Genomic DNA, 12,306 nt, shown 5'->3' on the forward strand with positions numbered 1-12,306 from the left:
AGACAACGCATGAACTCGACCATCTCCTCTCCCGCGATCCAGAACCGCCCCCAGCTTAGTCATCTGCTGCGTGATTACGGCATCGTCATTGCTTTTGTGGTGCTGTGCGGCGTACTCAGCGCCGTCAACGAAAATTTCCTGACGTGGGGCAACTGGGTCAACATCCTGCGCCAGACGTCGATCAACGGAATCCTCGCGATCGGGATGACCTACGTCATCCTGACCAAGGGCATCGATCTTTCGGTCGGGTCGATTCTGGCGCTTAGCGGGCTGGTGACCGGCAGTCTGGTCACCGGCAGTGAGCCGTACTCTGCGTTCGTTGGCATTCTGGCCGGCTTGCTCGTGGGAGTGGCGCTCGGGGCGGTCAACGGCCTGATCGTCGCCCGCCTTTCCGTTGCGCCCTTCGTTGTGACACTCGGTATGCTGAGCGTGGCGCGCGGCATGACCTTCATCTACAACGACGGGATGCCGATCGCCAATCTTTCCAAGCAATTCCGTTTCATCGGACAAGGCATGGTCGGCGGCATCCCCGTGCCGGTGATCATCCTGGCGATCACCTTCTTCATCTTCTGGTTCATCCTCAAATACACGACGTTCGGACGCTATGTCTATGCGGTCGGCGGCAACGAACGCAGCGCGAAAACCAGCGGTATCAGCACTCGCTGGGTGGTGTTCTCCGTTTATGTGATTTCCGGCCTGCTGTCAGGGCTCGCCGGGCAGATCCTCGCCGCGCGGACGACCTCCGCCCTGCCGCAGGCGGGCATTGCCTATGAACTCGATGCCATCGCCGCCGTGGTGATCGGTGGAACAAGCTTGAGCGGCGGCGTCGGCACCTTGTCCGGAACCCTGATCGGCGCGCTCATCATCGGCGTCATCAACAACGGTCTCGACCTGATGGGCGTCTCGTCCTATTACCAGCAGGTGATCAAGGGAACGATCATCGTGGCGGCCGTCCTGCTTGACGCCTCCCGCAAGAAACAAAGCTGAACAGTCCTTCCTGGCAGTCCTAACCGCAGTACCCATTCACTTGATGGAGAAATGATATGCGACTCTTGAAACTTGCAGCTATGACATTGGCAATCTCCCTGGCCGCCTCCGGTCCCTCGCTGGCGCAGGACAAGAAGACGTACAAGATCGGGGCCGCGGTATACGGCCTCAAGGGCGAATTCATGCAGTTGTGGTCGAACGCGCTGAAGGAGCACCCGTTGGTCAAGAACGGCACGGTCAAGGTCACCGTGTTCGACGGCAACTACGACGCGCTGACCCAGAACAACCAGTTCGACACGATGGTGACGCAGAAGTACGACGGAATCCTGTTCGTCCCGATCGACATCCAGGCCGGCGCCGCTGGCGTGGAGAAGGCAGCCGAAGCGAAAATTCCGGTCGTCGGCTCGAACACCCGGGTTAACAGCGACAAACTGACCTCGTATGTCGGCTCGAACGACGTCATTGCCGGGGAAATGGAAGCCGAGTCGGTGATCAAGGCCATCGGCGGCAAGGGCAACGTCGTGATCCTGGAAGGTCCGATCGGACAGTCAGCACAGATCGAGCGGCGCAAGGGCAATCAGAACGTCCTGGCCAAGTACAAGGACGTCAAGGTCCTCGAAATGAAGACGGCGAACTGGTCGCGTGCCGAGGCGCTGTCGCTGATGGAGAACTGGCTGACGGCGCACTCGGGCAAGATCAACGGCATCATCGGCCAGAACGACGAAATGGCACTGGGCGCCATCGAGGCGGTCAAGGCCAAGGGCATCGATCCGAAGACGATTCCGACCGCCGGCATTGACGGCGTGACCGACGCCGTGCGCGCCGTCAAGGACGGCAACATGGTCAGCGTGCTGCAGGATGCGGCAGCTCAGGCGCAAGGTGGGCTCGATGTGCTGATGCGCTCTATCGTCGGCCCGAGCTACAAGCCGCAGTCTGACATCTGGACGAAATACTCCGCGCAGGGCCTGGCCTGGGGCGATGGCACGGCCAAGCACTACAACATCCCGTGGACGCCGATCACCAAGGCAAATGCTGACGCGATGCTGGCAGCACGCAAGTAATCTGGACATGGCCTGATCACTGCGGGGCGCCGATTTTGCGCTCCGCAGTCAGTTAACGGATGAAATGGAGATAAAAATGGCAACTACGTTTGAGGCGGGCTTCCGGCTCGACGGGAAGGTGGCGTTGATTACAGGGGCTGCGGCGGGAATCGGTTACGCGATTTCCGAGTTGTTCGCGGCGCAAGGGGCGCGTCTTGTTCTGCTCGATCTGAGTGAGGACGTCCGGAATGTTGCGCAGAAATTGCCGGGCGACCATCTGGCGATTCCTTGCAATGTCGCGGAAAACGCGCAAATTCAGGCGGCGGTGGACACGGCTGTCGAGAAGTACGGGAAGATCGATATCCTCGTTAACAATGCCGGGGTCGCTCTGCTCAACAAGGCAACCGAGGTGACCGAGAAGGAGTGGGACACCACCATGGCGGTGAACCTGCGGGCCCCGTTCTTCCTGGCCCAGGCCGTGGCGAAGGTGATGACGAAAAACGGCGGCGGGCAGATTGTCAATATGGCTTCACAAGCGAGCGTTATCGCGCTGGATCGGCATGTCGCCTACTGTGCGAGCAAGGCGGCGGTCGTGTCGATGACGGAGGTTCTTGCGATCGAATGGGCGCGTGCCGGGATCACGGTCAACGCCATTTCGCCGACTGTCGTCGAAACGGCGCTCGGGAAAAAAGCGTGGGCCGGCGAAGTCGGTGAGGCAATGAAGCAGAAGATTCCGGTCGGCCGCTTTGCCCAGCCTGAGGAAATTGCCTCGGCCGCGCTCTACCTCGTCAGCGAACACACGCGGATCATGACCGGCGCCAATGTCGTTATTGACGGCGGCTATACGATCCAGTGAAGTGAAGCAAACGACCCGGTGTGAATGATGCGTTACGCACCGGGTTTCTTCTCAAAAAACAAAAATCAGCGGCGGATGGCTACGAAGGCTGCTTCGAGGCGATCGAGATAGCCATTCGGAGCGTGGTAGGCGGCGACCATCGCGGGCTCGGGGTCGGTGACCGCCTTGCCGGCGTAGAGTGCAGCACGTAGCTTCTCGGCGAGTGCCTCACGTGCGGTGCCGTCCTTCTTTTCGACCACCGCCACCGCCCCGGCCACAGCCGCGCCCAGCGCTGCGCCGGCCTGGCCGGCCTGGATGGCCGGACGATTCCAGATGGCGGCGATGCGGCGCATGATTTCCGGACTGGTCGATGGACCGCCGCAAACGCTGATCGGGTCGCCGTTCGGGCTGGGCTGGCTGATTTTCGACCCGTAGCGATAGACGAGACCGAGCGCGCTGTCGACGATTCCGGGATAGTCGTTGGCGAAATCGGCCGGGCCGTCGTCGAGCCTGACCACGTCCGGATTGGCTGTGATGAGCGGGAACGATTCGGCGTCAGGGTGCCAGAAACGCAACCGGCTGCCCGGTGGCGTATTCGCCAGCGCCGCATCGCAGGCGGCATAGTCCTTCGCCCCGAAGCCGTGAAGTTTGCGCAGGCGATCCCAGGTCAACGCGCCGTTGGTGCGGCAGCCGAAATTGAACGGCCGACCCAGTCCGTCGTACATGGCGTTCGCTGCGCCGGAAGCGTCGACGCCGCCGTCGGGGCTCGACATCATGTAGACGAAGCTGGTGCCGAGGCTCAGCAGGTCGCCGCTGGCGAGCACCTTGGATTGGGGATTGTCGCCGGAGCCGGCGATGATCCGGCAGTCCGGGTGGAAGCCGTACTTTTCCTGGAAGTAGCGGGCGATCCGGCCGACGGTGGTCAATGGATGGGCGAGTGCCGGCAGCTTTTCCGCCAGCCCTTGGGCGCCTCCCGGCAGATCGTCGGCCGCGGCGGCGATTACCGTCTCGTCCCAGGTGCGGGAACGGTAGTTCATCAGGGCGGTGCCGCAGGCGTTGCCGAAGTCGAGCGGAATGGCGCAGTCACCGGCCAGAACGGCAGGGATCAGGCTCGAAATCTGCAGGATATGCCGGGTGGCGGCATAGGCAGCGGGGTAGTGCAGCGCGACCTTGCGGTGCGCCGCGGCAGAGAAGCGTAGCGGGATGTCGCTGCCGGTACGTTCGATAATCGCCGCCTTGCCGCCGACGCGGGCGCGGATGTGCTCGGCCTCGGCAACCGTGTTGGCCGTTTTCCAGATCGGCGCGCCGCCGTAGGAAAACGCGTTGCCGAGTTGCCTCGTCAGCGATTGCTTGCAGTTTCCCGCCTGGCGCAACGCAGAAAAGGCGTCCTGTGCTTGTTCGCCGAGGAAGACATGTCCGTGCTGCTGTCCCGAGGTGTTGATGGAGGCGATGGCGCTGGTGTCGATGCCGGCTTCCTTGAGGTCGCTCAGGATGGCGTCGAGCGCAGCCAGGAAGAGGCGCGGCGGTTGCTCAGCTTCGCCGGGTTCACGCGGTGGGATGAGCAGGGTGTCGTGCTCGAACCCGTAGCCGAGCAGGCGCGGGTCGTCGCGATAGGCCAGCGAGCGGTTCCAGACGACGTGTCCGGTGTCGACATCGAGCAGGACGGCGCTGAGGCTTTGGGTACTGGCATCCAGACCGAGAGAGAAGTGGGCGAGGGGCGGCATGAGGGGAGACTCTCCTTGGTGTGAGCGCAAACACGCTTGCAACGAGTGGCTGAAGCGGATTCTTGATTCGATTTTTGGAGAAAAATTCTTCCATCGGTTCCGGCTGCCGTCAATCGGAATCCCGCTGAACTGCTGTGCAGAAATTTACACCCTCTCCGCGATCGCTCCGGGGAGTCATTCAAAAAAACGGGGGCCGAAGCCCCCGTCGATGCGTTTCCTGACTTGCCGAAGAATCACTTCCCTTCCGGCTCGTCCTTCTTCTTGTCGTTGCCGGCGATGAACGGGCTCCACGGTTGGGCCTTGACCGGACCGGGTGTCTTCCACACGACGTTGAACTGGCCGTCGGCCTTCACTTCGCCGATGAACACCGGCTTGTGCAGGTGGTGGTTCTTCTCGTCCATCTTCACGGTGAAGCCGGACGGGGCCTTGAAGGTCTGGCCGGCCATGGCGGCGATGACCTTGTCGACGTCGGTGCTCTTGGCCTTCTCGACGGCCTGCTTCCACATGTGGATGCCGATGTAGGTGGCTTCCATCGGGTCGTTGGTCACGACCGTGCTGGCGTTCGGCAGCTTCTGCTTGACCGCCCAGTCCTTGTACATCTTGATGAAACCGGTGTTTTCGGCGTTCTTCAGCGACTGGAAGTAGTTCCAGGCGGCGAGGTGGCCGACCAGCGGCTTGGTGTCGACGCCGCGCAGTTCCTCTTCGCCCACCGAGAAGGCGACGACCGGAACGTCAGTGGCCTTCAGGCCGGCGTTGCCAAGTTCCTTGTAGAACGGCACGTTCGAATCGCCGTTGATGGTCGAGACGACGGCGGTCTTCTTGCCTTCGGAAGCGAACTTCTTGATCTTGGCGATGATCGTCTGGTAATCGCTGTGACCGAATGGCGTGTATTCCTCCATGATGTCCGCGTCGGCAACGCCCTTGGACTTCAGGAAAGCGCGCAGGATCTTGTTGGTCGTGCGCGGATAGACGTAGTCGGTGCCGAGCAGGACGAAGCGCTTGGCTTCACCGCCGTCCTTGCTCATCAGGTACTCGACTGCCGGGATCGCCTGCTGGTTGGGCGCCGCACCGGTGTAGAAGACGTTCTTCTCGAGTTCCTCGCCTTCGTACTGCACCGGGTAAAAGAGCAGGCCGTTGAGTTCCTTGTAGACCGGCAACACCGACTTGCGCGAGACCGAGGTCCAGCAGCCGAAGGTGACGTCGACCTTGTCCTTGGTCAGCAACTGGCGGGCCTTCTCGGCGAACAGCGGCCAGTTCGACGCCGGATCGACGACGACCGGTTCGAGCTTCTTGCCCATCACGCCGCCGGCCTTGTTGATTTCCTCGATGGTCATCAACGCGGTTTCCTTCAGCGCAGTCTCTGAAATCGCCATGGTGCCGGAGAGCGAGTGCAGGATGCCGACCTTGATCGTGTCGGCCGCGTGGGCGCCGAGCGAGGTCAGGCCGATGGAGGCAAGGGCGGCGGAAAGAACGGTCGCCTTGATGAACGTACGACGGGATTTCATGAGAGCTCCTTGAGAGGTTGGCTGGAATGCTGGAATTCGGGCCGGGACGCGAACTCATCGTCCAGGGCACGACGCCAGAGTAAGGAACGACTCTCTCTGTCGGAATACGTCAGATGGCGTAGTGGAGAGGGGGAGGGGGATCCCGGGGCGTGGCCTGTATTCGTCAGCCGGGCAGGTCCGTGGCTGGCTCTCCCGGACGCTGAGCTTTTCGTCGCCGTAAAACGAATCCAACTTCAAGCCCGAAAATCTCCCCGAGTTTCTGCAGCGTCTCGATCTTCGGGTTGCCCTGACCCGCTTCGAGCTGCTTGAGCGCGCCGAGGCTGATGCCGCGGTGCCTGGCGAATTCGGGCTGGGTGAGGCGGCTGATCCGGCGCATGGCCTTTATCGCGTCCGGGATGGAAAGCCTGCCGGCCTGGATGTCGGCAAAGAACTGTTCGCGCAGTTGTCTTTCCGCGTCGGGGTCGATGTGCTTGCGGCGTTTGTCCACGGCGTCACATCCTGTTCAGGCGTTTGGCCTGCTCGGCAATCGTCGGCAGACAGTCTTCGATGACGAAAGCGTCGACGCCAGACTCTTTCATGATGGCGGGAAGGTTGGCGACGGTTTCGGAAAAGCGGCGAAGGCCGGTGCGAACGTCGTTCCGGTTGGCTTCGGAGAGCGCCAGGACGTCGATGATGTCATTCCATTCGACCAGTTCACGCCCGCCGTGCCGCCATTTGCAGCCGCGTACGACGAATTCGCGGTCGAGGTACATGGGAGCGAAATCGTAAATGGGGGTGAGTTGAACTCTGCCGTTCGTCAGGCGCTGGACGGAGGTGTTTCTCGCGTGGTTGTCGGTGTTGCGCAGTGCCATGTTCAGGATGTCGCGGCGCATGAATTCGATGGTCTCGGCGACGGGGTCATCCATATGCGGCAGGAACGCCCGGACCAGTTTGAAGAGCGGGGTGGGTACGCCGAAGGCGCGAATTCCGGCCAGCGAGGCAAGGGTTTCCTGCGCGAGACGATGTAGCCCGGTTTGATCGATGGCGCGGTCAAAGCGTGGCACGAACAGCATGTCACGCAAGGACATCGGTTCTCCTGCGACACGCAGGCCGCAGCGTTTGGCAACGCGGAGGTAGGCGGCTTCATTGCGCAGTACCGCGTAATCGGTTTCATGGGGGCCGCGAGGTAGTTTCACCAGCCAATGCGCGGCTTGTTCGGCATCGGGCAGTGCGGTGTCGGCAAACCAGAGTCCGTCGTGATCCTGCGTGAGCAGGAATTTGGGGGCAGCGCCTTGAACGCCAGTAGTGCCGGCGGCGAGCATGGCGTGGAGCCAGATGTGTTCGAGAAAGGCGGACTGGCGGGCGGCGATGTCGTCGAGCGTATAGCCGGCTTCCTTGGCTTCCGGGTGCTTCTTTTTGTGCGTCTCGTAGAAACTGACGGCGCTGTTCAGCCGGAGGTTGCCAATTGGATTGAATGCGCCGTGTTGGGCGAGAATCAGGTCCGCGTCGTCGCTGTCCGGGACACCGAGTTCGCGGGCGAGATAAGTCCTTCCCCGCCCTTGTGGTACGAGGTCGAGCAGGAAGGCGGGGAGCGGCTGGTATCCCGTGTCGATATCGATCCCGTGGTATGCCATCGACACGGGCAGGGAAAACGAAACCGGTGTCGGTGCATCGCCGAATACATAGTCAGGCAAATACTCGAACGTTCCGCAATAGCGGGCGCCCGCAGGCATGAATTCCGCGGCAGGAACCCATTCACCGCGCTGATGAATTTCGATGATGGAGCGCATGGCGATTTTTTAAATGGCTATCGCAATGAGCTAAATATACACACAAAAGCCGGGGAAAAGTATATTGCGATGGTCTTTGTGTTGTTATCTGCTTGCCCGCTGCAAATCCTCAGCCCATTGGTTTCGGTGGCTGCCCCGCGGTCCGATAGCAGTTCCGCCCGGCGGCCTTGGCTTCATAGAGCGCGCGGTCGGCCTGGCTGAGCACGCTGTTGAATTGTTCGCTGGCGCCGGCGATATGCCCACCGATGCTCGCGCTCAGTGGAATGTGTCGGCCGGCCGCATCGACGACGGCATGACTGGCGGCGATGGCTTGACGCAGCCGTTCGCCGAGCGAGTGCAGCACGTCCTCGTCGGTCGGGTAGAGCATGATCAGGAATTCATCGCCGCCCCAGCGCGCCGCGACGTCGTAGGGGCGGATCGTTGCGTCGATAATCCGGGCGACGGCCATCAGCGCCTGGTCGCCGGCCGCATGCCCGTGCTGGTCGTTGATTTCCTTGAAGCAGTCGAGGTCGAGCCAGAGGATGCCAAGGCGGTTCGTCTCGCGCCGGGCCCGCTTCAGTTCGGCCTCGATGCGCTCGCTCATGCCGCGCCGGTTGAGCAGTTCGGTCAGGGGGTCGATCTTGGTCAGGCGTTCGAGCGCGATGGTCCGTTCCTGTACCTTGAATTCGAGGTCGCGCCGCGAGACGGTCACCGACCTGGCCATCTGCACGAAGCGCTTCATCAGCCGGCCGATTTCGCCGGTGCCGAGCGTGTCGAGTTGCGCCGGAACGTCGCTGCCGGCCTCGACGGCCGACATGCCGGCGTCGAGCTGCTGCAGGGGGATCAGCACAAAGCGCCGCAACGCGAGGTTGAAGAGCAGCAGGATGCCGAGCAGGGTCAGCGTGTAGACGACGAGGATGCCGGTGAACTGGCTGAACGGCAGCAGCACGTCGAGGTCGAGCAGGGTGATCTCGTGCCAGTCGATCTCCGGCAGGTAGGCGATGCCGGCGATGTGCCGCTTGCCGTTGGCCTGGACGACCAGCGTCGCCACGCTCTTCTTCTGGATTTCCAGTTCCTTCATCGCTGCCAGCACGGCCTGGCGGTCGGCCTCGCGTTCGAAGAGCAGGTCGATGGTGTTCTGCTGCGACTTTGATTTGCTGATCGAGGCGAAGTCGATCAGCGCCTGGTTGCGGTGGATCTGGATGGCGCCGCCGTGATCGACGAACAGGCTGGTGACGCCCGGCGAGCCCTCCTCGACGACGTTCTTGATGAACGACGTGAGGTCGAGCCCGGTGCCGGCGATGCCGAGGATGTCGTTGCCATCGCGGATCAGCACGTCGATCCACAGCTTGGTGATGCCGAGATTCGGGTCCGGATTGACGTTGATGTGGATGTCGCGCTGCTGGCGGATCAGGTCGTAGAACCAGGCGTCCTTCTTGTTGCGCGCGTCCATCACGTAGCGGAATTCCTCGCCGGCGTACTCGTTCTGCGCGTTGTTGTGGTAGTAGCGGCCGTTGGAAAGCAGCGCGACGAAGTAGCTGTGGTCGGCGAAGTTCTGGCGGAAATTTTCCATTTCCTTGACTGCGCGTTGGGTCAGTGGCGCGTCGTCCGGTTTGCGCGCCCATTCGCGGATCGGCTGCGACGAGGCCAGCTGGCGGGAAAGCGCCACCTCGCGCAGGATCGGCTGCAACGTCCGTCCCTTGTCGTAGAGCACCTGTTTCTCGGCGTAGCGCACCGCCCACTGTTCCATGATGCCCTCGGCCAGCGCGCGCACGGCGAGCCAGGAGGGAATGGCGAAGACGACGAAGAAGACGATGGTCAGAAAGTGAAAGCGCGGCTGCAGGTTCATGGCGGTCGGGGCGGGTCGTGACTCGGGAGGCAAGTTGCGCGGCGTGTTCATGGTCTCGTTGAAGCCGGTGGCATCGATCCAATATACTGGCATGCGCGTTGAAACCGGGTTCCATTTTCCAACAATTACCGGAACCGTGGCGTCCAAAGCCGATAATTCCCTTTCTTTCATCGAAAAGAGCCTTGATCATGAGCCAACCCATCATCCCCGGGAGTGCCTTCGTTCCCCATCAAGCCGTGGCCGACTGGGCGGCGCGTTGCCTGGAAACGCTCGACATGTCCGCCGCCGATGCGCGCCTGCTCGCCGACAGCCTGGTGCAGACCAGCCTGTGGGGCATCGATTCGCACGGCATCGCCCGTCTGCCGCACTACCTGGAGCGCATCTCGCGTGGCTCGATCAAGGCGCGGCCGGCGGTGAGCGTCAAGGAAACCGGGCCGGCGACGGCGCAGCTGCACGCCGATCAGGGGCACGGCATCGTCATCGGGCATCGGGCAGCCGCTCTCGCTGCGGATCTGGCGCGCCGCTCCGGCGTCGGCGTGGTCGGCGTGTCGGACTCCTCGCATTGCGGCGCGATGGCGCTCTATACCCGGCCGGCCGCACGCGCCGGGCTGATCGCCATCGCCTTCACCCACGCCGATGCGATGGCTGCGCCGCACGGCGGCACGCGCGCCTTCTTCGGCACCAACCCGATTGCCATCGCCTTCCCCCGCGCCGGGCACGAGCCGGCCTGCCTGGACATGGCGACTACCTCGATTCCCTTCAACCGGGTGATCAACGCCCGTCGCGAAGGGCATCCGCTGCCGCCGGGGGTGGCCTACGACGAAGCCGGGAAGCTGACTACCGACGCGCAGGCCGCGCGTTCGCTGACGCCGCTCGGCGGCGCCGAATACGGGTATAAGGGTTACGGCCTCGCGCTGATGATCGACCTGCTTTGCGGGCCGCTCAACGCCAACCCCTGGGGGCCGACGATCTCCAACATGTTCACCGCCCTCGACGAACCGCGCCGCCTTGGTGCCTTCTTCCTGATGCTTGATCCGCTGCGCTTTGCCGGCGGGCCGATGCTGGCCGAAACGGTCGAACAGATCGCCCGGGCGCTGGCGGGTGAACCCGGCTCACCGCTGATGCCTGGCGACCCGGAGGTCTGCGAAGAGGTGGTGCGGCGGGTGAAGGGCATCCCGATCGAGCCGGTGCTCGCGCAGCAGATGCGCGAGTGGAGCGAGCGCCTCAAGGTCGGGAATCTGCCGGAGGCGCTGCGGGCCGCGTGCTAAAATCGCGCGCTTTATCGAACAGCAAACGGCAAGGGATTTGCCGCCCCAAGTGTGGAGATTTTCTCGATGTACCAGTCCGCCCTGCTCCAGGATTTGCAAGCCCGTGGCCTGATCGCCCAGATCACCGATGCCGCCGCGCTCGATGAACTGCTGGCCAGGGAGTCGGTGACGCTGTATTGCGGCTTCGACCCGACCGCCGACAGTCTGCATCTCGGGCATCTGGTGCCGGTACTGCTCCTTCGGCGCTTCCAGCAGGCCGGGCACAAGCCGATCGCGCTGGTCGGCGGGGCGACCGGGATGATCGGCGATCCGAGCTTCAAGGCGACGGAACGGAAACTGAACACGCCGGACGTCATCGCCGGCTGGGTCGGGAAAATCCGCGGTCAGGTCGAACCCTTCCTCGCCTTCGACGGCGACAACGCCGCGGTCATGGCCAACAACTACGACTGGTTCGGCTCGATGAACTGCCTGGAGTTCATGCGCGATATCGGCAAGCACTTCTCGGTCAACGCGATGATCAAGAAGGAATCGGTGCAGCAGCGCCTGCAGCGTGAAGACCAGGGGATCTCCTACACCGAATTCTCCTACAGCCTGCTGCAAGGCTACGACTTCGCCGAACTCAACCGCCGCCACGGCTGCATCCTGCAGATCGGCGGCTCCGACCAGTGGGGCAACATCGTCGCCGGGACGGACCTGACGCGTCGCCTCAACCAGAAACACGCCTTCGGCCTGACCCTGCCGCTGGTCACCAAGGCCGACGGCACCAAGTTCGGCAAGACCGAGTCGGGCGCCATCTGGCTCGACGCGAAGAAGACCTCGCCGTACGCCTTCTACCAGTTCTGGCTGAATACCGCCGACGCCGACGTCTACAAGTTCCTGCGCTACTTCACCTTCCTGACAGTCGCCGAACTCGACGCGATCGAGGCGGCCGACAAGGCCAGCGGCCAGAAGCCCGAGGCGCAGCGCATCCTCGCCGAACAGGCCACCGAACTGGTGCATGGCAAGGCCGCGCTGGAAGCCGCGCAGCGCATCAGCCACAGCCTGTTCTCCGGCAACCTGGAAACGCTGACCGAATCCGACTTCGAGCAACTGGCGCAGGACGGCGTGCCCGGCGTGGCGCTGGAAAAATCGACTGCCGGCCTGATCGACGTGCTGGTTGCCGCCGGCCTCGCAAAGTCGAAGAGCGAAGCGCGCGGTTTCCTGCAGAGCGGCAGCGTGGCGGTCAACGGACAGAAGGTCGACGCGCTCGATTACCAGATTGTGGACGCCGAGCGCCGTTTCGGGCGTTTCACTCTGTTGCGGCGCGGGAAGAAAAACTACGCGATGGTCCGCTGGTCCTGAGTCAATCTG

General features: G+C 62.7%; 10 protein-coding genes. 5 read left to right on the forward strand and 5 right to left on the reverse strand.

The window, feature by feature from the left end; all coding sequences use genetic code 11:
• Window positions 1-9 precede the first annotated feature (9 nt).
• The 3 genes from BO74_RS04230 (at window position 10) to BO74_RS04240 (ending at window position 2,883) form a co-directional block, all read left to right on the forward strand.
• Window positions 10-987: an ABC transporter permease gene (locus tag BO74_RS04230; protein ID WP_496440278.1), complete on the forward strand. Its 978-nt coding sequence runs from the start codon at window positions 10-12 to the stop codon at window positions 985-987.
• 80 nt (window positions 988-1,067) lie between these two features.
• Window positions 1,068-2,048, forward strand: coding sequence for a substrate-binding domain-containing protein (locus BO74_RS04235; RefSeq protein ID WP_496440279.1), 981 nt, complete (start codon window positions 1,068-1,070; stop codon window positions 2,046-2,048).
• A gap of 76 nt (window positions 2,049-2,124) precedes the next feature.
• Window positions 2,125-2,883: a GolD/DthD family dehydrogenase gene (locus tag BO74_RS04240; RefSeq protein ID WP_496440281.1), complete on the forward strand. Its 759-nt coding sequence runs from the start codon at window positions 2,125-2,127 to the stop codon at window positions 2,881-2,883.
• Between the two features lie 65 nt (window positions 2,884-2,948).
• Here BO74_RS04240 and BO74_RS04245 read toward each other — a convergent pair whose 3' ends face one another.
• From BO74_RS04245 to BO74_RS04265, 5 genes are all read right to left on the reverse strand, one after another.
• Window positions 2,949-4,586 (reverse strand): FGGY family carbohydrate kinase, encoded by a 1,638-nt coding sequence (locus tag BO74_RS04245; protein ID WP_496440282.1) that lies wholly within the window; start codon window positions 4,584-4,586, stop codon window positions 2,949-2,951.
• A 233-nt stretch (window positions 4,587-4,819) separates the two neighbouring features.
• Window positions 4,820-6,091 carry an urea ABC transporter substrate-binding protein gene (gene urtA, locus BO74_RS04250; RefSeq protein WP_496440283.1) on the reverse strand — a complete coding sequence of 424 codons (1,272 nt, stop codon included), beginning with the start codon at window positions 6,089-6,091 and terminating at the stop codon, window positions 4,820-4,822.
• Between the two features lie 163 nt (window positions 6,092-6,254).
• Window positions 6,255-6,578: a helix-turn-helix domain-containing protein gene (locus tag BO74_RS04255; RefSeq protein WP_496440285.1), complete on the reverse strand. Its 324-nt coding sequence runs from the start codon at window positions 6,576-6,578 to the stop codon at window positions 6,255-6,257.
• A gap of 4 nt (window positions 6,579-6,582) precedes the next feature.
• Window positions 6,583-7,860, reverse strand: coding sequence for a type II toxin-antitoxin system HipA family toxin (locus BO74_RS04260; RefSeq protein WP_496440286.1), 1,278 nt, complete (start codon window positions 7,858-7,860; stop codon window positions 6,583-6,585).
• 109 nt (window positions 7,861-7,969) lie between these two features.
• On the reverse strand, window positions 7,970-9,781 hold the full coding sequence (locus BO74_RS04265) for a GGDEF domain-containing protein (protein WP_496440287.1): 1,812 nt from the start codon (window positions 9,779-9,781) through the stop codon (window positions 7,970-7,972).
• Window positions 9,782-9,876: 95 nt separating this feature from the next.
• On the opposite strand from BO74_RS04265, the gene BO74_RS04270 reads away from it, so the two are divergent.
• Together BO74_RS04270 and tyrS are read left to right on the forward strand one after the other, a co-directional pair.
• Entirely contained in the window at window positions 9,877-10,956 is a 1,080-nt protein-coding gene (locus BO74_RS04270) for an Ldh family oxidoreductase (protein ID WP_496440288.1), read from the forward strand.
• A 66-nt stretch (window positions 10,957-11,022) separates the two neighbouring features.
• Entirely contained in the window at window positions 11,023-12,297 is a 1,275-nt protein-coding gene (tyrS, locus tag BO74_RS04275) for a tyrosine--tRNA ligase (RefSeq protein ID WP_496440289.1), read from the forward strand.
• Window positions 12,298-12,306 lie beyond the last annotated feature (9 nt).

Source organism: Propionivibrio pelophilus DSM 12018 (genome assembly GCF_059569095.1).

Excerpts from the sequence above, each read along its gene's own strand:
- BO74_RS04260 (WP_496440286.1), bottom strand. The coding sequence starts at position 7,860 with ATGCGCTCCATCATCGAAATTCATCAGCGCGGTGAATGGGTTCCTGCC.
- BO74_RS04230 (WP_496440278.1), top strand. The coding sequence starts at position 10 with ATGAACTCGACCATCTCCTCTCCCGCGATCCAGAACCGCCCCCAGCTT.
- BO74_RS04245 (WP_496440282.1), bottom strand. The coding sequence starts at position 4,586 with ATGCCGCCCCTCGCCCACTTCTCTCTCGGTCTGGATGCCAGTACCCAA.
- BO74_RS04270 (WP_496440288.1), top strand. The coding sequence starts at position 9,877 with ATGAGCCAACCCATCATCCCCGGGAGTGCCTTCGTTCCCCATCAAGCC.
- urtA (WP_496440283.1), bottom strand. The coding sequence starts at position 6,091 with ATGAAATCCCGTCGTACGTTCATCAAGGCGACCGTTCTTTCCGCCGCC.
- tyrS (WP_496440289.1), top strand. The coding sequence starts at position 11,023 with ATGTACCAGTCCGCCCTGCTCCAGGATTTGCAAGCCCGTGGCCTGATC.
- BO74_RS04265 (WP_496440287.1), bottom strand. The coding sequence starts at position 9,781 with ATGCCAGTATATTGGATCGATGCCACCGGCTTCAACGAGACCATGAAC.
- BO74_RS04235 (WP_496440279.1), top strand. The coding sequence starts at position 1,068 with ATGACATTGGCAATCTCCCTGGCCGCCTCCGGTCCCTCGCTGGCGCAG.
- BO74_RS04240 (WP_496440281.1), top strand. The coding sequence starts at position 2,125 with ATGGCAACTACGTTTGAGGCGGGCTTCCGGCTCGACGGGAAGGTGGCG.